The sequence below is a fragment of the Bacillus sp. MT94 genome (assembly GCF_058792475.1).
The window spans coordinates 318,175-341,630 of sequence record NZ_JBXAEZ010000004.1; the positions used below are offsets into that span (position 1 = coordinate 318,175).

Annotated in this window: 23 protein-coding genes; 9 read left to right on the forward strand and 14 right to left on the reverse strand. The window is 35.9% G+C overall.

Translation table 11 applies throughout. The annotated features are described in order from the left end of the window. Nucleotides 1-604: 604 nt before the first annotated feature. Nucleotides 605-2,119 (reverse strand): glycine betaine transporter OpuD, encoded by a 1,515-nt coding sequence (opuD, locus tag AC1Q51_RS16820; RefSeq protein WP_001229103.1) that lies wholly within the window; start codon nt 2,117-2,119, stop codon nt 605-607. Nucleotides 2,120-2,783: 664 nt separating this feature from the next. Between opuD and AC1Q51_RS16825 the strand changes: the two genes are divergently transcribed. Both AC1Q51_RS16825 and AC1Q51_RS16830 read left to right on the forward strand, forming a co-directional pair. Further along, on the forward strand, nt 2,784-3,662 hold the full coding sequence (locus AC1Q51_RS16825; protein ID WP_098508387.1) for a cell wall-binding protein EntA: 879 nt from the start codon (nt 2,784-2,786) through the stop codon (nt 3,660-3,662). Between the two features lie 85 nt (nt 3,663-3,747). Further along, nucleotides 3,748-4,050 carry a DUF3910 family protein gene (locus AC1Q51_RS16830; RefSeq protein WP_088025154.1) on the forward strand — a complete coding sequence of 101 codons (303 nt, stop codon included), beginning with the start codon at nt 3,748-3,750 and terminating at the stop codon, nt 4,048-4,050. 170 nt (nt 4,051-4,220) lie between these two features. On the opposite strand, the gene AC1Q51_RS16835 is transcribed toward AC1Q51_RS16830, so the two are convergent. Genes AC1Q51_RS16835 through AC1Q51_RS16845 form a run of 3 tightly spaced genes read right to left on the reverse strand, consistent with a single transcriptional unit; the run spans nt 4,221 to nt 7,660 of the window. Continuing rightward, nucleotides 4,221-5,600: a zinc ribbon domain-containing protein gene (locus AC1Q51_RS16835; protein WP_090978561.1), complete on the reverse strand. Its 1,380-nt coding sequence runs from the start codon at nt 5,598-5,600 to the stop codon at nt 4,221-4,223. A gap of 12 nt (nt 5,601-5,612) precedes the next feature. Then, entirely contained in the window at nt 5,613-7,163 is a 1,551-nt protein-coding gene (locus tag AC1Q51_RS16840) for a zinc ribbon domain-containing protein (protein WP_492331610.1), read from the reverse strand. A 5-nt stretch (nt 7,164-7,168) separates the two neighbouring features. Beyond that, nucleotides 7,169-7,660: a zinc ribbon domain-containing protein gene (locus AC1Q51_RS16845; RefSeq protein WP_001281749.1), complete on the reverse strand. Its 492-nt coding sequence runs from the start codon at nt 7,658-7,660 to the stop codon at nt 7,169-7,171. A 158-nt stretch (nt 7,661-7,818) separates the two neighbouring features. On the opposite strand from AC1Q51_RS16845, the gene AC1Q51_RS16850 reads away from it, so the two are divergent. Next, the gene (locus tag AC1Q51_RS16850; protein WP_000939149.1) at nt 7,819-9,438 is read left to right on the forward strand and encodes an SWIM zinc finger family protein; all 1,620 of its coding nucleotides are present in this window, start codon (nt 7,819-7,821) and stop codon (nt 9,436-9,438) included. After that, a complete protein-coding gene (locus tag AC1Q51_RS16855) occupies nt 9,422-12,178 on the forward strand; it encodes a DEAD/DEAH box helicase (protein WP_492331611.1) in 2,757 nt (918 codons plus the stop codon). Before AC1Q51_RS16850 ends, AC1Q51_RS16855 begins: the two co-directional genes overlap by 17 nt. A gap of 34 nt (nt 12,179-12,212) precedes the next feature. Here the strand turns inward: AC1Q51_RS16855 and AC1Q51_RS16860 are convergent, their stop codons facing one another. Further along, a complete protein-coding gene (locus AC1Q51_RS16860) occupies nt 12,213-12,698 on the reverse strand; it encodes a VanZ family protein (protein WP_023523524.1) in 486 nt (161 codons plus the stop codon). 111 nt (nt 12,699-12,809) lie between these two features. Here AC1Q51_RS16860 and AC1Q51_RS16865 point away from each other — a divergent pair, with 111 nt between their 5' ends. Both AC1Q51_RS16865 and AC1Q51_RS16870 read left to right on the forward strand, forming a co-directional pair. Next, the gene (locus AC1Q51_RS16865; RefSeq protein ID WP_000963861.1) at nt 12,810-13,034 is read left to right on the forward strand and encodes a DUF1659 domain-containing protein; all 225 of its coding nucleotides are present in this window, start codon (nt 12,810-12,812) and stop codon (nt 13,032-13,034) included. 115 nt (nt 13,035-13,149) lie between these two features. Continuing rightward, nucleotides 13,150-13,365: a DUF2922 domain-containing protein gene (locus tag AC1Q51_RS16870; protein ID WP_001197593.1), complete on the forward strand. Its 216-nt coding sequence runs from the start codon at nt 13,150-13,152 to the stop codon at nt 13,363-13,365. Between the two features lie 21 nt (nt 13,366-13,386). On the opposite strand, the gene AC1Q51_RS16875 is transcribed toward AC1Q51_RS16870, so the two are convergent. Next, complete coding sequence (locus AC1Q51_RS16875) at nt 13,387-13,785, reverse strand: DUF4359 domain-containing protein (protein ID WP_000731400.1); 399 nt, start codon at nt 13,783-13,785, stop codon at nt 13,387-13,389. A gap of 190 nt (nt 13,786-13,975) precedes the next feature. Between AC1Q51_RS16875 and AC1Q51_RS16880 the strand changes: the two genes are divergently transcribed. Then, the gene (locus AC1Q51_RS16880; RefSeq protein WP_029443634.1) at nt 13,976-14,452 is read left to right on the forward strand and encodes a competence protein ComK; all 477 of its coding nucleotides are present in this window, start codon (nt 13,976-13,978) and stop codon (nt 14,450-14,452) included. A gap of 54 nt (nt 14,453-14,506) precedes the next feature. Here the strand turns inward: AC1Q51_RS16880 and AC1Q51_RS16885 are convergent, their stop codons facing one another. The 5 genes from AC1Q51_RS16885 to AC1Q51_RS16905 form a co-directional block, all read right to left on the reverse strand. Then, entirely contained in the window at nt 14,507-14,977 is a 471-nt protein-coding gene (locus tag AC1Q51_RS16885; protein ID WP_071713997.1) for a sigma-70 family RNA polymerase sigma factor, read from the reverse strand. A 219-nt stretch (nt 14,978-15,196) separates the two neighbouring features. Further along, nucleotides 15,197-15,865, reverse strand: coding sequence for a YknW family membrane protein (yknW, locus tag AC1Q51_RS16890; RefSeq protein ID WP_061660879.1), 669 nt, complete (start codon nt 15,863-15,865; stop codon nt 15,197-15,199). Nucleotides 15,866-15,979: 114 nt separating this feature from the next. Beyond that, nucleotides 15,980-17,179, reverse strand: coding sequence for an ABC transporter permease (locus tag AC1Q51_RS16895; RefSeq protein ID WP_053563340.1), 1,200 nt, complete (start codon nt 17,177-17,179; stop codon nt 15,980-15,982). Further along, entirely contained in the window at nt 17,176-17,856 is a 681-nt protein-coding gene (locus AC1Q51_RS16900; protein ID WP_000631630.1) for an ABC transporter ATP-binding protein, read from the reverse strand. The genes AC1Q51_RS16895 and AC1Q51_RS16900 overlap by 4 nt, the downstream gene beginning before the upstream one ends. After that, entirely contained in the window at nt 17,853-19,046 is a 1,194-nt protein-coding gene (locus tag AC1Q51_RS16905) for an efflux RND transporter periplasmic adaptor subunit (RefSeq protein ID WP_340944671.1), read from the reverse strand. The genes AC1Q51_RS16900 and AC1Q51_RS16905 overlap by 4 nt, the downstream gene beginning before the upstream one ends. Before the next feature lie 385 nt (nt 19,047-19,431). Here AC1Q51_RS16905 and AC1Q51_RS16910 point away from each other — a divergent pair, with 385 nt between their 5' ends. Further along, nucleotides 19,432-19,623, forward strand: coding sequence for a helix-turn-helix transcriptional regulator (locus tag AC1Q51_RS16910; RefSeq protein ID WP_001067016.1), 192 nt, complete (start codon nt 19,432-19,434; stop codon nt 19,621-19,623). Further along, nucleotides 19,624-20,136, forward strand: a complete 513-nt coding sequence (locus tag AC1Q51_RS16915; RefSeq protein ID WP_000975589.1) for a DUF3278 domain-containing protein — start codon at nt 19,624-19,626, stop codon at nt 20,134-20,136. A 109-nt stretch (nt 20,137-20,245) separates the two neighbouring features. Here the strand turns inward: AC1Q51_RS16915 and AC1Q51_RS16920 are convergent, their stop codons facing one another. The 3 genes from AC1Q51_RS16920 to AC1Q51_RS16930 are packed head-to-tail and all read right to left on the reverse strand — an operon-like array spanning nt 20,246 to nt 23,413. Next, on the reverse strand, nt 20,246-21,580 hold the full coding sequence (locus AC1Q51_RS16920) for an MFS transporter (protein WP_000477584.1): 1,335 nt from the start codon (nt 21,578-21,580) through the stop codon (nt 20,246-20,248). Between the two features lie 19 nt (nt 21,581-21,599). Continuing rightward, complete coding sequence (locus AC1Q51_RS16925) at nt 21,600-22,634, reverse strand: ABC transporter substrate-binding protein (protein ID WP_001225641.1); 1,035 nt, start codon at nt 22,632-22,634, stop codon at nt 21,600-21,602. Continuing rightward, nucleotides 22,631-23,413 carry a DUF3919 family protein gene (locus AC1Q51_RS16930; RefSeq protein ID WP_000826618.1) on the reverse strand — a complete coding sequence of 261 codons (783 nt, stop codon included), beginning with the start codon at nt 23,411-23,413 and terminating at the stop codon, nt 22,631-22,633. Before AC1Q51_RS16930 ends, AC1Q51_RS16925 begins: the two co-directional genes overlap by 4 nt. Nucleotides 23,414-23,456: the final 43 nt, after the last annotated feature.

A 23,456-nucleotide genomic window follows, 5' to 3' on the forward strand; every position in this document is an offset into this window, starting at 1 on the left:
CTTAGCTGAAAGTAATTTCACGTCCATCCCCCAACGAACGATCGACCTTCATTTATATACGAAAAAGTGATTGCTATTTTTGTAGAACCAATTGCTTCTCTTGCTGTTCTTTGCGCGTTTCAGTCTTAGGTTCCGTGCTTTCTTGGACACTACGATGTGCCACACGTTTCAAACAAATATGCTTCCACTTTCTTTCGTAACGTTTCATTATTCTAGATGTCCCCCTTGAATGCGCTTTAAAACTATTTGAAATCGCTTACAGGAAATAATATAGCACATATATATAAACGTGACAACACATTTCCGACATATTTTTGACAAAAATACGAATAGAATTCGTAAGGTATCGAATATTGTCGAAACCTATCGTTTTTTCTTCGTATAAAAGGCATACTACTTATATGGTAAAGTATTTTATTTCCCCTACCCGCATTTCAAATTCCTTCTATATAAAGTGAAACTTTCATTAGCCATCACCAATCGGGCTTTTACAAGCAGCTCGACTTATTTGCTTTTGCTGAATTTTGAGGTGGGGTTCTTACTGCTCAGCAAATAGAGGGATAAAAAAAGAGCTGATATGAAATCAGCTCTTTTCCTTCTATTATTAATGACGCTTCATACGTCCTTCTTTTTGTAACTCTTTAAATAATGCTGCCATCATAAAGAAAATAACAAAGACGAACGGGAATGCTGCAATGATAGCTGCCGTTTGTAAGGCTTCTAATCCGCCAATATATAATAGCGTAGAAGCTATCGCGGCTAGAACGATACCCCAAATCATTTTAATACGATTTGGTGGGTTTAAACTACCATGTGTCGTTAACATCCCTAAAACGAATGTTGCAGAGTCTGCAGATGTAATAAAGAATGTTGCAATAAGTAAAATACCTAAAACCGATAAAGCTGATCCAAAGCTGCCCATCTGATCGAACATAGCGAATAATCCTACTTCTGTTCCCATTTCTTTCACTTTGTCGAAGATATGTGCATCACCAAACAGCTCCATATGAATACCAGTACCGCCGAACACAGAGAACCAAAGTGCACCAATTACGGTCGGCACAAGTAACACACCGATAACAAACTCACGAATCGTACGACCTCGTGAAACACGAGCAATAAACGTACCTACGAATGGTGACCATGCAATCCACCATGCCCAATAGAAAATTGTCCACGATTGAATCCATTGGTTTCCACCTTCGTCTAATGGACTTAAACGGAAGCTCATGCTTGGTAATTCCTGAATATAAGAACCGATTGTTGAAGTGAAGTAATTCATAATAAAGTTTGTTGGACCCGCAAATAATACAATAATCATAAGTGCAAACGCAAAAATAATATTCGTATTACTTAAATATTTAATTCCTTTATCAAGACCTGTTTGCGCAGATAACATAAATAATACTGTTACGATTGCAATAATAACTAACTGAGTCGTTAATGAGTTCGGGATAGATGTTAAATAACTAACACCACCTGCAATTTGTTTTGCACCGAGACCTAATGATGTTGCAACACCAAACACAGTTGCGAAAACAGCTAACACATCAAATGAATGAGCAATACGCCCGTGTTCCCCGCCCTTAAATAACGGGCCTACTGTCGCACTAATCGTACTTGCTTTTCCTTTTCTAAAGGTAAAGTAAGCAATACATAACGCTACAAACGCATATAGTCCCCAAGGATGTAATCCCCAATGGAAAAATGAAAAACGCAGTGCAAGGCGCGCACTTTCCTCAGTTGCACTATCCCCAAACGGAGGTGCGTATAAATGGTTTAATGGTTCGGCAACGCCCCAGAAAACTAAGCCAATACCCATACCAGCACTAAATAACATAGCAAACCATGTCATATAACTATAATCAGGTTCGTCATCATCTTTACCTAAACGAATAGAACCGTATTTCGAAACAATTAAAAAGATAGATACACCTAAAATAATAGAAACGGAAATAATATAAAACCATCCAAACTTACTAACTAATGCCGTTTGAATTGCGGTTGTTACATTTCCTAAGCTACCTTTTCCAATAATAGATTCGGGAATAATCCCCCAAATTGTAAATGCAATACATAATGTTAATGAAACGATGAATGTTTTTGTCAGTTTCCTCATCAAATCCCCCTTCGTAGGTTTCGTTTTTGTAAATAACATAAATTCCGATATGTAAAATCGGATAGAAAACTATAATTTTGCGGTGATTTTCTTACTTTCACCTTCACCAATTCGAATTCTTATGGACAGCCTTACCTTTCGTATAACCTTTTCACTCTGCAAGAGCTACAAGTTAGAAATACTGCTGTCAAATTGTGTGAGAAAAACGCGGATAGGAATGTATTTTCCTAAAAAAGGATGTGTTACATATGTAAAAAAGGGCAAAGTTCTTCCTTGCAACCCTTTCGTTTTGTAACAATTATGCGGTTTTTTTACTAGTATATAGCACGTGTTTATAGATTCACAAACAAAATGTTTATGTTTATATAACTATATTACCCATAAAACGGTAAAATACTCAAGGAATGTAATCGTTTAGTAAACATCATGTAACATTCCTGTAATATTTTTATTTACGACGAAAAAAATATGTTGTATTAAATATTTTGAATATAACTAGAAACCTATGAGTCATATAGAATGAAAAACGCTTTCCTATATTTTTTGTTATATTACAGGATGTTAACGACTTATTACGAATGGTTTGTAATTGTGTGTTTTCCCTAAATCCGAAAAAATCTGTTGCTATAATGAGGACACGAAAACAAACGCAATGGAGGCTATCATGAAAAAATTAATTGGAATAGCAACAGCAGCAGTTTTTGGTCTTGGGATTTTCACATCATCTGCTAATGCAGAAACTGTTGTAACAACAGACGTACTAAACGTACGCGAAAACCCTACTATGGAATCAAAAGTTGTCGGTAAATTACTAAACGGTAATAAGATAGATGTTCAAAATACAGAGAACGGATGGTCAAAAGTTACTTTAGACGGTAAAGACGCATTCGTAAGTGCAGAGTTCACAAAAAGCATCTACTACGTAACAGCTAACGTATTAAACGTACGTGCTGAAGCGAACACAAACTCAGAAATTCTTGGAAAGTTGAAGAAAGACGATGTAATCGAAACAACGAACCAAGTACAAAATGAGTGGTTACAATTTGAATATAACGGGAAAACAGCTTATGTTCATGTTCCTTTCTTAACAGGTACAGCACCTGTAATTGAGAAACAAGAAACGACTGTTCCTGCTAAAGCTGAAGCACCAGCTAAGGCTCAAGCACCTGCAGCACAAGCAAAACCAGCTGCTAAGCCTGCTGTGAAAGCTGCTGAAACTAGCACACCATCTGGTGGTCGTGAGTTAACAGTTGTAGCTACAGCATATACAGCTCACCCGAGCGAAAACGGTGGCACATATGGCGGCCGTGTATTAACTGCAATGGGTCATGATTTAACTGCGAATCCAAACATGAAAATGATCGCTGTTGACCCGAAAGTAATCCCATTAGGATCTAAAGTATGGGTAGAAGGTTACGGAGAAGCTATCGCTGGAGATACTGGTGGTGCAATTAAAGGTAACCGTATCGATATCTTACTTGGATCAGATAGTGCTGCTCAAAAATGGGGACGCAAAACTGTTAAAGTGAAAATTTTAAAATAACCAATGACTGCTAAATTACAAGCCGGTTCTCTTTATTGAGAGCTGGCTTTTATTTATTTATAATACACATAAGGAGGCTATGCCCATGAATGTACAAGCAAAAGTAGACTGGATTGGTACGCCAAAACCGTACATATATAAAGATGAAGTAACATATAACGCTACTTCTATTGATTTCTCACTCGCTGGCGATGATAATCGCTATAAGTTAATTGTGCTCAAGTCTGAAAACAATACACATTACAAAATTGTGCAATATGGAATAAAACCAGGCTCTCAAAAACCATTTCCTATCGACATTCCATTTGAACAAAATATGTTGCCAATTATAGAGCAAATATTACATGATTCGTATGTACAATCGATATTAAAGGAAACGCACTCATAATTAAAAAAAATATATCAACGATTTTCCGAATATATCTATCATAAATCGCAATATATCAACGATTTTTCAATTATATCTATCATAACTTACGATATATCAACGGTTACACGAAATATCGATTTAGCTACAAAATAAAGAGGCTGTTCAAATATTGAACAGCCTCTTTCATATTAACGAGTTGGACCAGATACATCTTCTGATTTCAACGTATTATTTGCACCAAGAGAATGATACAACATCTTTCCATTTCCATTCACAGTTACAATATGTTCGTTATTAAAACTTTTGAACTTCACAGATCCATCACCGTAACGAATGTGATACTCTTCATATGTCGTTACTTTATATTTCGTATCACTTTGACGCTCTACATTACGAACTTCCATCGTTAATAAGTCTTCTGTAATTCCTTTTTTGTGTAAATACTGTATATAATCACGGTCTTCCTTATACGATTTCCCGCTCTTATCATAATTATTTTCAATTAAACTAAAATCATTTAATGAAATTGCACGTACGTTATCATAAATATGATTTTTTACAAATTCGCCCACTGCTGAATTTGATGTTTCTTTCGGGAATTTTAAGTAATACGTGCTTTGGTCTCCAATTTTAATACTTTCAGATTTCATCACACCAAAATCAGTAGTTTTCTCTAAATGTACTTCTACTGTTTCATCTGTGGATACAGGACCAAGCTTATAACTTCCATAACTTAATTTTCCACGTTTTTTCCCGTTCACAAATACAGTTGCATCACTTTCATCAGAAGAAATGCTTACATACTTGCCTTCAAGCGATAAATCAATTTTCACTTTCTCACTCTGCTCATCCGCTAAATCTACTTCTTTCTCTGTTTCTAATTCAGTAAGTTCTGTCTTCGCCGTTGCCTTTACAACATATGTACCTGGGAAGTATGGCCCCAACTCTTTCGAATTTTTATCACTAGAAAGCTCTGTTTCTTTTTTGTCATTCACATATATTTCTGCATTCTTTGCAGTTGTACTTACATTCATATAATAAGATTTCATGCTGAACTTATACTTTGGATATAAGAACCACTCTTTTCCCTCTTCTACTATTTCCCCGTCTTTAAATGCAGGTTTATCTTTTGTTAACTTTTGATCTACTGTCTCTTTCTGTAAATAAGACAACAATTGTTTGTTGTAAGAAGGATTCTCTTTTAAATAACGCATGTACGCTTTAATATCCTCTGTCTTAATCTTTAAACTTGAATCATTTGCTTTCACAAACTCATCAATTGCGTTAATATCTTTCTTTTGGAATGCTTCAATCATTACATTTACTTGCTTTTCTTTTGAAAACTTATATGCTCCAAATTTATATGCCCCAAATAATAAAATAACAATAATAGCAAAACCAATGATTAAAAATAAATTCCTCTTACTTTTCACTGGTTTTGTCTCACTTTGTAATTCTGTATATGAAGCAGCAGTGTTATCAACGATTACTTCTACTTTACTCCCACACTCAGGACAAAAGTTTAAATGGTCTGCAACGTTCTTTTTACATGTTCCACAAAACTTCAACGTGCTCTCCTCCTATTTTTTAGCTAATTTCATTCCAGCAAATGCTGCTACATATGTCACAATCAAGCTAAACAAAGTTAAATATATAAATGAATTTTGCATAGATAATACCGTTCCACTTGTTCCAAATAAACCTGTTACAGTTCCTGAAACATTAATTTGGAACTTAGAAATCATATTCATTATAATCATCATAATTGTGTAAGAACCACTGCATACCGCTAATGTAATATATATATTGGCAGTCGGTAATTTAGCTAACTTTCTTCCCGCTCTAAACATAAAGAACAATGGAATAATAAGCAGTAATAAACCATAATGGAATACGTTATTCACTTTATCAAATTCTGCAAGGCTTTCCTCATTTGCTCCTTTTGAAATCAATATCTCTCTGAGCTCTACGCCATTTACAGAGACGCCTGATATAAATGAAAACGATAGTGTGCTCTCATATGCTTTTGATTTCTTACCAATTCCAGTAAATTCCTTACTAAGTGCTGGACTTGATACTTCTAACGGCGCAAAATGAGCCATACTCCATAATTGAGGTGTTAACTCTAATGCTAATAATGTACTTTCTGATTTTAAAGTTGTTATTTCTTTTAATGGTTCAATACCATCTTCCTTACTTACTAACGCCATAATACAAACCGCTACTGCTGTTACTAAAAGTCCTTTTATCATAGCTGAAACACCGTAATAAACAGACGCTCCATATGGCATTAACTCTTGAAATGCTGCTGCCATATTGTTTTTGCTTGTATGAGCAATAAATCCTAATAAGGTAAATAATGTCCCACATACAAAACCACTCAATAAACTCTTAATCGCTGAATAGCCAACCGTAATCTTACCTGCTTCTGAGAATGGAATTGCAAAAGATTGTGATGCTATAAAACTTATAATGAATAAAAAGACGCCATAAATAATACCAACTGTTGATGCCATAAAAATTTGATCTTTAATCGTTTTCGCAACATGCTGCTTCCCTAACCAAATTCCTGTACCAGCGAAAATAATAAATGGAATGATTAATAGTAATGTAAATGGAGTATGCCAAGATAAAGAAAATATCAATCCACTATCGTCGTTAGCTGTAAAACCCAGTAAATGATAACTTAACATCGTAGAAGTTGCACTCGAATAAAAATTCGGCAACATTTCTAATTCTTTCGCAAATTTGCTAAACATCTCACTTAACATAGAAGCAAATAATAAACTACCAATCCAACCAGCAATTAACATGAGAATACTTGCAACAGCCCCACCAATAAAACCTTTTTGTAAAGCGGCTTTATCTGCTTTAAATTCAACTTTAGGAGCTCCATCCATTGTAGGCAATTTTACAGATTGTTCTTTTTTCTTCGCAACAAATAAAGAATACCCACACCTTTGACAATATAAATTTTTTTGAGCATTTTCATTGCCACAACCTTTGCAGTATTTTGCAGTATCTTTTTCTAATGTTATTGCATCTATAGCTCCTGCAATCTCCATACTACCTTCATTTGGACAATAATTTACTTCTTCACCATGTTGTTTTCCACATGTGCGACAATACATTTAATTCACTCCCCACTTTGCTTAATTCCACAAACTGGACAGTAAGTAGAGTTTTTATCGATATGCTCATTACATGAAATACAATTTACCGTTTCACCTTCATTTTCTACTGCTAACATTGGGTTAGGCTTTCCACACGAACCACAAAACTTATCATTTATTGATAAAGGTCCACCACATTCACATGTAGCTTTTTCACCTTGTTGTTTTTGCAATTCAACAATGCGTTTTCTTGCTTGATAAATAGCTACATCAAATTCTTGAACTGGAGCAATCATTTCTTTTAAACTCGCTTCATTTACTCCATTTCCTCTTAATTGAACGTACACTTGCTGTCCAACCTCTAATAGAACCTCTGCTTTTTTCTGCATTTGCACTTGCATTCCCTTTTTCAATTGAGCAATTTCTTGTGCAACTTGCAACTTCATTTTCCCTTGTTCTATTCCTTCTTGTAACTTATTCATTCCACTACCTAACTTCGTCTGTAAATCTGACAAATCATTTCTCCTCCTATACGTATATATTCATATATGAAATTAACATTTTATATATTACCATGATTTTCAAGTTATGTAATCCAAATTTCATTTTTTCTGTTTTGAGCATTTTTTGTTTATAATGGTAAAGGAAAGAAATATGTGTACGGAGGAATATTATGCTGCAACACTCAATTACGAAAGATGAAATTATGATGATTGCGAATGAGTTCGTTCAAGGACTAGATCCACAGCAAACAGCTGATCAGGAACATGTCGCTACAGCTCGGCACCTATATCGTAGTGGTGTTGTCTACAACGTTGACTTTGATGGTTATACACTATCAGGAACTGTAGATGCGGAAGGCAACGTATATAGCGTTCATATTCCGATTCGTAACGTCGCTGAAAGTTATTGTGATTGCTTCGCACCAACACAATGTGAGCATATGCTTGCTGTATTACTATCTGCAGCGTCTAGTTTCGGGCAAGTAGGAGATGTATTAACTTTATTTAAAAATAATACGAAACCTTCCCTTCCTCCTATTCGAACTGCAAGACAAGTATTGCAATCATCAGCTTTTGAAGAAACCGATTATAAAAGTTGGCAATCGTATTTTGAAAAAGAATATGAATCATTTAAAAAAGAACAAGCTCGGCTTACTTATAAACAAATGTATTTTCTTATGAGTATCTTTACAGATTTCTATACGAAACTTGAGCGGAAAGCTCCGCGTGTCATTGCGATACATGAATTATTCAGGTTACACGCAGCACTTTACTGCTTTCAAAAGTTATTAGAAGAAATTCAGGCATTCGACGCAAACAAAACGTATTCTTATCACCAACCTGTTAATGTCATTCGCCTATTTGTAGACAAAGTGGAATCCATCGTTCGGGACTTACAATCAGAAGCGATTCCTTCAGAGTCTGAAATAATTTTACAAGAAACAGCTCGTCTCGTTCATGAAGTATTCTTCTCTACCGACACTTATACGCAAGAGCGATTTTTCATTTATCGTCACATATGGAGTGAACTTTTAAACAATAAAGAGAAAATACAAGAAGAAGAAAAACGAATCGATACGAAAATCAATCCACTATCCAAAGCGTTAGCGTCTTCCCATCTTCTCTTTTTGAATGACGAAGATCTACTAGCGATGGACTTACTAAAAAAACAGCCTGCTTCTGTTGTGAGTCTATACTTCTATTGGTTAGAAGAACTATTAAGTGCCATGCAGTGGGATCGTGCGAAAAATTGGCTTTCCTTTACGTATAAACAAGTAAAGAAAACAATCCAAGATCACGAAAATACGATTTTTATAAAAGATGTCGTTCGCCTATTTGTAATCATGTATGAAACATATGCAACACATACAAATGAACAAGCTGGTTTCGAAATGATCTTACAAGAACTATTACCGTATAGTTTCACAAACTATGAACAGTACGTACTTGCGAAAAAACAGTATCGTACATGGGCAGAGCTTCATCTCCTATATGGATTTGAAGCAATTGAACTGTTAAAAGAGCCACTGAAAGATATTGAAAAAGAAGCGCCAGAAGCGGCACTTCCTCTTTACCATCTTGCTGCTGTAGAGGCGATTGAAGAACGAAATCGTAAATCATATAAACGCGCAGTTCGTTACTTAAAGAAATTACGCACATTATATAAACGATTAAAACGCACCGATGAATGGGATGCTTTCATTATTCACATCGCCAATCTCCATTCACGTTTGCGTGCACTACAAGAGGAATTACGGAAAGGAAAATTAATCGATGATCAATCAAACTGAAGTAACAATTAGGCTCCAGCATGTTAGTCCAGGTTGGTTCCTTTGGGGAGAAGATGACAGCGGTACTCCATTATCCGTAACAAGTTGGAAACGAAATGCATTCACATGGCACTCCACTTCTTTCTACGGTACGTTTCTAAAAGAAGCAACCTTCGAAGGAAAACAAGGTGTTATGCTAACAAACGCACAAGCATTTGAATACATTGCAAACAAACCGATGAATTCATTTGCACATATGCAAATAAACGGACCTATTACAGCCCTTACGAAAGATGCAAATGAATTATGGGATGCCTTTACGAGTGGTAACTTCGTACCAGATATGAATCATTGGTCCAAACAACCATCTTGGAAAGTTCAAAATACAGCAATTGAAGATGACACATTAGCATCTCTTTTCTCAGCAGCAGTTAATGAAAGCATATTACAAGATAATCGCTCAAATGACGGCTGGGAAGATGCCAAAAGACTATATGAACATTACGACTTTACGAAAAGACAATTGGAAACAGCACTACATGAAGAAGATTGGCTTCGAAAAATTGGTTATATTGAAGATGATCTTCCGTTTACAATCGGACTAAGACTGCAAGAACCACAAGAAGAATTTGAAATGTGGAAGCTTGAAACAATTGTGACACCAAAGCGCGGGGCGCATCGCATATATGTATATGAAAACATCGATTCCTTACCGAAAAGATGGCACGATTACGAAGAACGGATTACAGAAACACAAGAAGGTTTTAGTAAGCTCATACCGTGGTTAAAAGAAGAAGATACGTTCCGAAATGAGCTCTTTGAAACCGAAGCGTGGAACTTCTTAACAGAAGCAAGCAATGAATTACTTGCAGCTGGCATTACAATTTTACTACCATCATGGTGGCAAAATTTAAAAGCAACAAAACCGAAATTACGTGTCCAGTTGAAGCAAAATACAGCACAAACACAATCGTTCTTCGGTATGAATACGCTCGTTAATTTTGACTGGCGCATTTCGACAAACGGCATTGATTTATCAGAAAGCGAATTTTTCGAACTCGTTGAACAAAACAAACGTCTATTTAATATAAACGGTCAATGGATGCGACTAGATCCAGCCTTTATCGAAGAAGTAAGGAAACTCATGAACCGTGCCGATAAATACGGACTAGAGATGAAAGATGTCCTGCAGCAACATTTATCAAATACGGCTGAAACGGAAATTGTAGAAGATAATAGCCCGTTTACTGATATTGAAATCGAACTAGATGGATATTATGAAGAACTCTTCCAGAAGCTGCTTCATATTGGAGATATTCCAAAAGTAGATGTCCCTACTTCACTAAACGCAACACTTCGTCCGTATCAACAACACGGTATTGAATGGTTATTATATTTACGAAAGCTTGGATTTGGAGCATTGCTAGCTGACGATATGGGACTCGGGAAAAGTATTCAAACAATCTCTTACTTACTATATATAAAAGAAAACAATCTCAAAAAAGGCCCTGCATTAATCGTAGCACCGACATCTGTTCTTGGAAATTGGCAAAAAGAATTTGAGCGTTTCGCACCGAATTTACGTGTTCAATTACATTACGGAAGTAATAGAGATAAGGGCAATTCATTTGAAGATTTCCTTCAATCAGCAGATGTTGTATTAACATCTTATGCATTGGCTCAACTCGATGAGGAAGAACTGACTTCATTATGCTGGGATGCTGTTATTTTGGATGAAGCACAAAATATTAAGAACCCACATACGAAACAGTCGAAAGCAGTACGAAACTTGCAAGCAAATCACAAAATCGCTTTAACTGGTACGCCGATGGAAAATCGCCTCGCTGAACTTTGGTCCATTTTCGACTTTATTAATCATGGATATCTCGGAAGCTTAGGGCAATTCCAGCGCCGCTTCGTCACACCGATTGAAAAAGATCGTGATGAAGGAAAAATCCAACAAGTTCAACGGTTTATCTCACCATTTTTACTGCGCCGAACGAAGAAAGATCAAACAGTCGCATTAAATTTACCAGATAAACAAGAACAAAAAGCTTACTGTCCTCTTACTGGTGAACAAGCTTCCTTATATGAACAACTTGTTCAAGATACACTGCAAAATGTCGAAGGATTAAGCGGAATTGAAAGACGCGGTTTTATATTACTTATGCTGAACAAGCTAAAACAAATTTGTAATCATCCTGCTCTTTATTTAAAAGAAGAAGAGCCACAAAATGTCGTTGAACGCTCCATGAAAACAAAAACGTTAATGGAGCTCATCGAAAATATAAAGGATCAAGATGAAAGTTGCCTCATCTTCACTCAATACATCGGCATGGGGAACATGCTAAAACGTGTGCTAGAAGAAAAATTCGGCCAGCGTGTCCTCTTCTTAAACGGTAGTGTACCGAAAAAAGATCGTGACAAGATGATTGAGGAATTCCAAAATGGAACGTATGACATTTTCATCTTATCTTTAAAAGCTGGCGGAACAGGACTAAACTTAACCGCTGCCAACCATGTCATTCACTACGACCGTTGGTGGAATCCAGCTGTGGAAAATCAAGCGACGGACCGCGCATATCGCATTGGTCAAAAACGATTTGTTCATGTTCACAAACTCATTACTACAGGAACATTAGAAGAAAAAATCGATGAAATGCTAGAGAGAAAACAATCTCTAAACAATGCGGTCATCACAAGCGATAGTTGGATGACTGAACTATCAACAGACGAACTAAAAGAATTACTTGGTGTATAAACATAAAACAAAAAGAGCTAATCTCAAAATGAGATTAGCTCTTTTTTCTATTCCAAAACCAATTACTTATTATAATCCCGGTTAATCCGCCGCACGTATCAAGCAATGAATCTTGCCACATTGGTGTACGGTCCCCCGTATACCATTGATGGATTTCATCAAATGTTGCATAACCTGCAACGAAAAGAAGGGCATATATAAAACATCTTTTCCTCGAATGACCTGATCGATGAAAAGCGTAATAAATCAATGAACCTAGCATAAAGAACACCATAAAATGAGCACCTTTACGAAGGAAAAACTCAATAAATCCGCCTACACCTTTATTCGCAATACTAACAGGGGTTCCTCCACCATAATCGATAGATACCCATGAAAAATGCTCTTTCACAAATTCAACATTCACATATTGTTCAATATCTGAACGCATATCCTGCTTTTTATATGGTTGTGCCGAAGAATAGAAAATCAGCCCCATCCATAGTAATACAGGAATCCAAAATAACCATTTACGATTCATTATCCAGAATTCTCCTCTCTTAATCTTTTAAGGGTACCAAAAAAAAGAAAAAATTTCACGCCAAAACATGACATTTGTACCCTATTTATAAAGTGAAAGGAGGTGATACACATGGCAATTGAAACAATCGTAATGGATTTAACTTTACGTCTTGTCTTAAACAACGGATTAGATAAGAACGGCAAAACAGTTTTCAAGAGCAAACAATTTAAACGTGTTAAAACAAATGCGAGCTTAGATCAAGTACACAACGTAGCTCATGCTCTCGCTTCCTTACAAGCATCACCACTTCACGCTGTACAACTTGTTAGCACATCAGATCTTTCTAAACTATAAAGTAAAACTCGGATCAGTGGGGATTTTATTCATCCCCGCTGATTATTAGCCGCAATTTAACCAGCAGACCCGAGTCCCGTAAATAGCGGGATAAATACAAAGGAGGGAATAACACATGCAAGTACTAGAGTTAATTTTCGCGAAAGAAGATGGAAAAACAGTCGTTTTTTCTATCGATACGCCCATCACACCAATCGATGCACAAGTCGTAAATCAAGTAATGGATACAATCCTTGCCTCATCTGTATTTTCATCCATTGATGAAAATACAAGAAAAAAGGGAGCTCGCCTTGTAGAAAAAAATGTATCTGAAGTTCCAATTACTCTATAAAATGAAAAAGACGAATCTGCATCATTTTGCAGATTCGTCTTTTTTCTTCGGCATTTCAATCGGAATAAAAATCTTTGAAAAACCGACGCATACGTACTTATAATGTTCTTCACCTATATCAAACTCAGTCGTATATGTTGAGAAGAATATATAATCATTTCGCTTCGTATAATGATCAATTAATAACCCAACTTGTGGCTCAACATACTTTTTCGCTAACTTTTTACCGGCCGATGCCAAGTCGCCAAGGAGACCCTCTTCATTCTCTTTTTGAACTTCATCTAGCTTCTTACTCACATCATTACGCTTCATAAACTGCTTCGCTGCCCATTCTGTATATTCTCCTTTACTCGGATTGCTGTTTGCTAAATATACTAGGAGAATGACAACTAAAGCCATAATAATATACTTTTTCTTCATACTATATCACCGCCTACTCTTTTCTATTTTCATATATATGTACAAGCGATGCAAATTAGAAAGACTATCACCTATTGATTGTAAACGAATAGCCAAAATTTACAATATGAAATAGAATATTAACAATCAATTTACTTAATTTATATATAATTATATTCAGAATGATAATTATAAGGGAGGATATAGAATTATGGATAATGAAAACAACATTTTTATTTCTAGTTCTACAATGATGCTTGAACCATGTAAACACCCTTATTACCGTACAAAAATCATCGACAGTAGCGGAAACCATCTTTACTCCTGTCAGACTGCTCTCCAACTTATACAGAAATCTTGTCTAACAAATATTCATTCTACTTATCAAGGGAGACGTAATGCCGTAAAAACAAAATTTAAATTTAAACAAAACGTCCCAATTCCGATCAACCATAGAGAATATATTTGTGCTTTCCCAACAGAATCTCCTGCTTCTCCAAATTGTATTTGGCTTTTCTTCAAACATGTTCATACAATAGAGTTTTTCCAAAAAGCTAAACAAGCTAAAATTCATTTTTCAAACGGAGCTACCGTAACGATACAAATTAGTTCCCATAAGTTAAGTCAGCAATTATGGAAAGCTGGATATGTATTATCCCAAATGAACATGCAAGATTCATCACCTTAATAACAAATAGAATGGAAGGTAGTATTTCCTTACCTTCCATTCTATTTGCTATTTTTATCCTCTTACACTATCTCGCATTTTCTCGAGTGCTTGCCGATACATCCATCTTACTTGATAATATGTCATTTCCGTCTCTAAAGCGATTTCTCCCATCGTCTTTCCTACAAAAAAACGTTCAAAAATAATATACTTCTCCTTCTCATCTAACACACTCATAAAATCCTTCACTCTTATTTCAACATCTTCAAAATGAAAAATATCCTCATACTCACCTACACATACACATCTTTCTTGTACAGTAGATTCTTTCTTCAATCTTTCTAATATATAACCACGCACCGTTACAAGTGCATATGCAGGGAAACACCCCTTCTCCGCATCAAATCTTTCATATGCATGCCAAAGACCAATTAAACCACATTGATAATACTCTTCATAATCTTGGCGAATACCTAATTTCTTTATTTGATTTACAATCATCCCTTCATACAAAACAACTGCCTCTGTAAAAGTCGCTGGCTTCACACAGTACCCGTTTCTAAAAGGTATACCTTTCTAGTATTCCGCGGTACCTTCACAATATAAAAATAAAGAAAAGATTTCACTGTGAGTAATTTCAAATACTACCGATGGAATTTGAAATTATACTAGATAGTATTTGAAATTTTGTTGGCGGTATTTGAAGTAAGGGTAAAAATAAAAAAGGTGACTCTCTTGAAGAGTCACCTTTTCTATTTTATTTCCTTATTGGAACATACCTTGTAAAGCTCCCATTCCAAGAGTTAAAACAAAGAAAACAATAGTAATAATTGTTGCCTGCTTTTTAGTTAAACCTGCTGTAATTTGAAGACCTAGCCATGTAACTGCATATCCCCAGATTGTAAACACTTCAAATTTACTTACAATACCTTTTACAACACCACTACTTGAGGCGAAAATCGGTTCTAGGCCAGTGTACATTTCTTGACCCGTTCCACCTAAAATATATGCTAAAATCGTATTTATTAATAAACCAAGTAATGAAATAACACTTGAATATACAGTAATCGCTAATAATTTTTTATAAGAAGTATCATTGCTTATAAACACCATTAACACTTTATACACCACGGCACTAAGTAGAAAGACAAATGCCATACTAATAGCAATTACCCCAAATCCCATACCGTATGTCATTGCAGCTGAAACAGTAACACCTAATTCCTTATTAAGGTTAATTGCCTCAGGTGTTAGAGAATATACATAAGCAGCAAATCCCCCAACAAGCCCAGCTATTAAAACCAGTAGCCAAAATGCACCCCAAACTGCATTACTCGTCTTCATTCTCTCAAACTGCTCACCTGGAGAAGTAATCATTCCAAATAATGATGGCTTTTTTGAAACTACATCTTGCGTATTAATATTCGCTTCCATTATAACGCCTCCTTCTATTTATATAACCCGTTCTAACGGGCGGTTCACTTCCTCATGCAAGAGGCTACGAACCGCCCACTAGAACGGTAATGTGTAGTTCTACCACACTATTAATTATTCATAACGCAATGCTTCAATTGGATCTAATTTCGCAGCTTTGTTCGCTGGAATTAATCCGAAAATAATACCAAGTGTCATCGAGAACAGTACGCCCCCAACGACAACTTCCCATGAAACGAGTGGTGGCCATTTTGCGAATGTAGAAACGATATATGCTCCGCCATACCCAAGACCAATTCCGATCAAACCACCTAGAAGTGTTAACATAACTGCTTCAATTAAAAACTGTAATAAAATTTTACTACGCGTTGCTCCAAGTGCTTTACGTACACCAATTTCACGCGTACGCTCCGTTACAGATACAAGCATGATGTTCATAACACCAATTCCACCAACGACTAATGAAATACCAGCGATACCACCGATGATCATTGTCATAATACCGGTCATCTTCGAAATACCTTCTTGAATTTCTTTTAAATTCATAACTTCATATTTACCAGTTGCATCAGTCGGTTTACGACTATTTAATACATCTGCAGCTTTTTTACCTGCTTTTTCTAGATTATCTACATTTTTTGCTTGAACAGAGATATTTTGAATTTCATCTTTCCCATACAGTGTCGGCCATAACGAAATTGGAACTAGTGCTTCTGATGGTCCCATTCCCATAAACTCATTATCTGATTTGTAGACACCGATAATTTGCATCGGTTGACCTTTCATTTCAATAATTTTACCGACTGGATTGGCATCCTTAAACACCTTTTCTTCCATTTGTTTACTAATCATGACAACGTTATTACCTTGATCCACATCTGATTCTTGTAAAGAACGTCCCTTTAACAACTTTACTTTATTTACTGCAAAGTACTCACTATCTAATCCAGTAATACTCACCATTTCTTTTTTATCTTCAATATCAAGTGGTTCCATGGTTGAATTTGTTGTTACCACATGTGCGATTTCTGGAATTTTTTTAATTTCAAAAATGTCTTCTTCAGTTATCTTCGGTGCTTCTACCATTCCCATACCGAAAGGATCGTTTATATCTGCACTATAATGAATCGGAACCGTTTGATTACCTGCCCCAACAAACTGCGATTTCAATGCAGCTTCCCCGCCTTGCCCAATTGCAACGACAGTAATAATCGAACCTACCCCGATAATAATACCGAGCATCGTAAGAGCTGAACGTAGTTTATGAGCTAAAATAGAAGATAGGGCAATTTTTATACTATCTAGTAAACTCATACCGCACACCTTCTATCTTCTGTAACTTTCCCATCTCGTAGTACAATGCGGCGGGAAGAATACGCTGCTACTTCCTCTTCATGCGTAACCATAACAATCGTCGTACCTTCTGCATTAAGCTTCGTGAAAATATCCATAACTTGCTCACCAGACTTCGTATCAAGTGCACCAGTCGGTTCATCAGCCATAATGAACGTTGGATTATTTGCAATCGCTCTTGCAATCGCTACACGCTGCTTCTGTCCACCGGATAACTCATTTGGTAAATGATGCACGCGATCCGCCAATCCAACTTTACCTAACGCCTCCAAAGCACGCTTGCGACGCTCCGCTTTCTTCACGCCACCGTATACGAGCGGAAGCTCAACATTTTCCACTGCGGAAAGACGAGGCAGTAAATTAAAATGCTGGAATACAAAGCCAATATATTCATTACGAATTAAAGCAAGCTTTGACTCGTCTGCTGTTAAGATATTCACGTCATTCAGCACATATTCGCCTTCTGTTGGACGATCTAAACAACCGATAATGTTCATAAGCGTTGACTTACCAGAACCAGACGGTCCCATAATCGAAACGAACTCACCACTCTGAATCGTTAAACTAATACCATGCAAAATCGGCACCGCCAATTTTCCTTGATAATACGTTTTAGCAATATTATTTAACGTAATCATTTCTCTTTCACTTCCATTCCGTCATACACATCGTCGGAAGGATTTTTAACCACCTTTTGCCCCACTGTTACGCCTTCTACAACCTCTGTCCAGTCTCCATCAGTAGAACCTTTTTTCACATTTTGTTTACGAAGCTTCCCTTTATCCTCAACATAAACAAATGCATCATCGCCTTTTTCTACAATGCTTTTACTTGGAACAGCAATCATCGTCTTATTCTCTAAGTTTACTTGCAGGGAAACGTGATAACCTGGAGATAAACCATCTTGACTATCAAGGCTAGCTTTATATGTATATTGGGACATATTTTGAGTTGCTTCACCCATGCCGCCAGCTTGCGCCATCTCTGCACTTGTTGGGAATTCGCTTACCTCTGTAATCTTACCAGTCCACTTCTTCTTATTATTTGCTTTCGCTGTTACAGTGAATGTTTGATCCTTTTGAATTTGTGACTTCTGAAGCTCAGTTAACGTACCTTGAACTTGGAATGGATCTTTAGAAGCTACTTGTAAAAACGCTTTTCCTTGACCACCTAACGCTTGAGATGAACTTTGTGTCGCATCTTTATCTAACTTTTGAACAACACCAGCGAAATTACTATAAATCGTAAGCTCTTTCTGCTTCTTACTTAACTCTTCTTTCTGCAACTTTCCTTTTTCTTTCTCAAGATCAGTTGTCTTTTGAGCTATCTCTAACTCGTTTACTTGCTCGTCCATCGGATCTGTTACTTCTTTTCCAGCTCCGCTATCTTTCGCCTTCTTAATTTCTTTCTTTAACGAATCAATCTTCTTTTTCCCTTGATCATAACGCATATCCGCCATCTTCTGATCAAGCTCAGCTTGCTTCATTTGAAGGTTAATCTCTTCATTGTCATAAGAGAATAACTTCGTACCTTTTTCTACCTCTTGCCCTTCTTTTACCTCAATATCTTTCACTTTTCCTTTGGCCGGATCTGCATAGAAGCTTTCAATATTACCAGGCTTCACCTGACCAGAAATTAACTTTGTATTATTCAGCTTACGCTCTGTCACTTTCTCAAAACTTACAGCATCAGCATTTGTTGATGCACCCTTCTTCTTACCTTGCATAACAAAAATATTAATTGCCGCTACAATAACAATTAGTGCAATAACCCCAATAATAATCCATTTCTTCTTCTTGTTTGGAGTACGAACCGTATTTGGTAACATATTCTCTCTCCCTTTATAAATTAATAGTTTAATAAATACCATAATTGTATAAAACTTTCTGAAAATAAATTGTATATTATTACAATCTTTTTACAAAGTTTTACACATCCATTTATATTGTAACAAAAATTCCAATGATTAGAAATATGACATTATATCTTTTAAGATAGATTTAAGGAAAGGAAAAAGAGCAATTTTAATTGAATGGAAGCCATTCTTTATTAACATATTTCTTACCAAAATGAATCATTAAAATCATTTTCCTAATTGCACCATCGCTATTTTGTCATATACATTTGACATTTTATCTATTCAATTATAAAATGTCACATATAAATGACATTTCGGTACACGAGGTCTACAACCATCAATGGGAGGGTTATATTTGAATAACGTTAAACAATATCGAAAATCTGAAGGGCTATCGCAACTAGAGTTAGCTAAAAAAGTTAACGTGGCGAGACAGACAATAAATTTAATTGAAAACAATAAATATAATCCCTCTTTAGCCTTATGTATCGAATTAGCAAAAGCACTAAAAACAGATTTAAATAGTCTATTTTGGGAGGGAGATTAAATGATGAAAATTGAATGGAAAGAAAGAGTTTATAATAGTTTTGTTGGAACACTAAGTGAGAGAGATGAATACCAAAAACAAGAAATCAATAAAGAGTTATCTGTAGCTGGAATTGGTTTGTGGTGGTTAAATATGTTGGTAATGCTTATTATGTTACTTGTTGATACTATGAATCACACAATATCTATAGGGACAATATTCATTTTTCTATCTAATATGATTTACGCTAATTACTTAGCCTTTAAATTCAAGAAAAAAGGTTTAAGTGATACTGAATGTGCAACAAAAGAAGAATATTTACAACACAAGAAAAAATTAAGAAAAGCTGGCTTAAAAGCAGGTGTGCTTTGGGGCTTTCAAATGTTTGTTTTTATGAATTATATCCTTCCCTATGTAGGTTCAGAAGAAATCTCTATTTCTTTATTTGATGTTGTGCTTTGGGGTTGCGCTGGCGGATTTTTCGGTCTAACTATGTACGTAATTGGTTTATTAAATCTAAAAAAATTATATTAATTAACAAAAATCATTTATATATTAAATTGCAATTTTACATACTGTTTGTTTTTTCTAATATAAAAGCTATCCAATCACGCACAATTGGATAGCCTTTTCAAATAAAATATTATGCTACCTTAGAAGCTTTTCTCTCATGTCCCATTTGAACAATCAGTAAGAATATCGTTGCTAATATGCCGCCTGCTAACAGTAACATGAAGCAACCATCCCAGCCAGAACGATCAACAATAATACCAATTGCTGCGTTTGCTACGAAACTACCTCCAACATAACCGAACAGACCACACATACCAACTGTTGTACCTACTGCAAATTTCGGTACTAATTCCATTGCACTTAAACCGATTAAGAACTGTGGTACATAAATTAAACAACCAATTACAGAAACTGCAATACTTACAACAAGTATACTAGTTGCTTGCCAATATACAATTGTACCAACAACAACTCCAGCCATACTAATAACACATAATGGCATACGTTTTCCTTTGAACAATTTATCACTTAAAAAACCGACAATTAAAGAACTTGGAATCGCTGCTGCTTCAAATATTGAATATGCTGCATGTGCTTCTGTTTTCGTAAAACCTTTAACTGTAGTTAAGTAAATCGGTACCCAGTTAATAACACCGAAACGAATTAAATAAACAAATGCATTTGCAATACATAAGAACCAAACAAATTTATTTTTTACTACATATTTCATTAAAATTTCTTTTGGAGACATCTTGTTAGCATTATCTGCTTTTTCAAGATTTTCATAGTCATTACGATACTCATCAATTGGAGGAAGACCTTCAGATTCTGGCGTATCTTTCGCATTAATCCAAACAAGAACTGCAATTACCATTGCGATAATCGCTGGGAAAATAAATACGCCACCTTGCCAATGACTTTCACCGAAGATACCTACACCAATTCCAATGAATGGTGGAACAAGTAATCCACCAACGTTATGTGAAATATTCCAAAGACCTGTTTTCGTCCCACGTTCTTTCTTCGAGAACCATTTCGTCATAACAATACTACAAGGTGGTGCTCCCATACCTTGTACAATACCGTTTAGAACAAGTAATGTTAAAATCATCCCAAAGGAAGATGCATAACCGAAACAAATATTAACAAGCCCAGATAAAAATAAACCTACTGCAATAAATCGTTGAGCAAATGCCTTATCCGATAAATTACCCATAAAGAATTTACTAAGTCCGTAAACAACAGCCATTACTGCACCTAATAATCCAATTTGTGTAGTGCTAAATCCGAACTCATCTACTAAATACGTAGTAGATAAATTAAAGTTACTACGAACTAAATAATAAGCAGCATATCCAACTGAAATCCCGATTAACACACGAATACGTAGTAATCGATATACACGGTCGATCATATCCGCTGGCAATCTTTCAATTGCAGGTGCTGGCTTGAGCCATTTAAACATATATTTTCGTCTCCTTTTCTCACTTCAGAGAGAGACGCTGTCTATTCCATATCTCGATTATTCCGCTATTTGATATATTTTGATTCGTCCTTCTAACCGGCTGTCCTTCTATTTCTTTCTCATTCTTCGCAAACATCGTTGGTACGCCAAACGACACTTTTTCTAAAATGTGACCCGCTTCTTCTGATAAACAATAATCAATAAATAAATCCGCAATAATACCACTCGGTGCACGTTTTAGTTTAGAAATTGCATTAACGGATAACCCTGTTTGCTCAGGTTCGTTACTTAAAATCGGAAAGCCTTGTTTTTGAAGCATTCTCTGATCTCCCATAAAGTTGATGCCTATCATATATTCACCACTCGCAACAAGTTCTGCTGGGATGTAACCATTCACTGTTACTTCTCCCACTTGTTCTGCCAGATTCTTCACATATTCCTTCGCTTCCTCTTCACCTAATGTATCAATAAGTGATTGGAAAAACGTATATGCTGTACCTGAAACATTTGGATCGGGCATGACAATCTTTCCCTTATATACTGGATTCAATAAATCTTTCCATCTTAATGGATACGAGAGACCGAGCGGCGCTATTTCCTCGTTCCACCGCTCTTTATTAATCGCAATTGCCAGCTTCTCCACTTCATAACCGTACCAATAACCATCTTTATCTTTAACGGTTTTCGAAATACGATTTGCATGTTGGCTTATCACAGGAATAGAAAGATTTTTTTGCTTCATCATTTGATGCGCATCTACTGTACCGCCAATAATAATATCCGCCTTCGGATTTCCAGCTTCTTCTTCCACTCTACGAAGAAGTTCTTCTGTTGAAAGACGAATAAATTCATACGTACATCCGCGCGGTTTACAAAATGATGAAAGTAACGCTTCACCAACTTCCTCACGAGCCGCTACATACGCAACAATATGACGATCATCCAAAATAGGGAGACCATTTTTACTATATTTAATAGAGGTTGTATCTCGAGAGCAACTAGACATCGCTCCTCCAATTACTAGCAAAAAGAAGAAAAAGGCTATCTTTCTCATGACGCATTCTCCTTTACGAATAACTCTGCTAGAGAGCCTTTCATATACATGACATTTCCGTTATTATCACCGAGATATTGCACAACAAAGTACGATGGATACACAGAAATCGTAAGAATATCTTCACGATCATTTTTTACACGCTTACCTGTTTTATAAGCTGTAATATAAGCAATCGGTTCATTCTGCGATTGTAATAACTTCTGAATTTCTCCGTAATCTGTAATTTGCTTTGCGTATCGAATAGAATCAAGTATGTGCGTAAGATTGATAGTACGTACTACATCGCCTTGACGTACTACGACGTCCTTTGCTGAAGCAAAGAAATCACTAATACGCTCTGGCGTGTAATACAGGCTTAATAAATACGTTTGAAGTGCTGAAATCATCGGATCCATGCCATTCTTTCCGTATACATTTTCCCCATACTGGAACAAGTCACCTACTGCAAAAGTACGCTTATGTCCATTCAAGTACGTTACTTCTCCAGTAAATACTTGTTCTTGGCTCTTAACGCCCTCAGGCTCTATTCGAATTCGGTCAAAGAATGAAACAATCGTATGCAAACGAACTTCATCCGTTACAACAATTTCTCCCCACTTTTCATGTCTTACTTTCACTTCAATTGGAAGAGATTCATTCACCCTTTGTAAAACGGCTTGTTTATCATTTACAATGTTAATTCGATTATAGATTTGCTTCTCCATAACATAAAACAAAACAAGAGAAACAATCATACAAATGACAAACATAAGAATTTGAAATGATAGCCTTTTCATTTCTGCCTACCTCCAAGATAAAAAAACGTTGTTTCGAAAATAC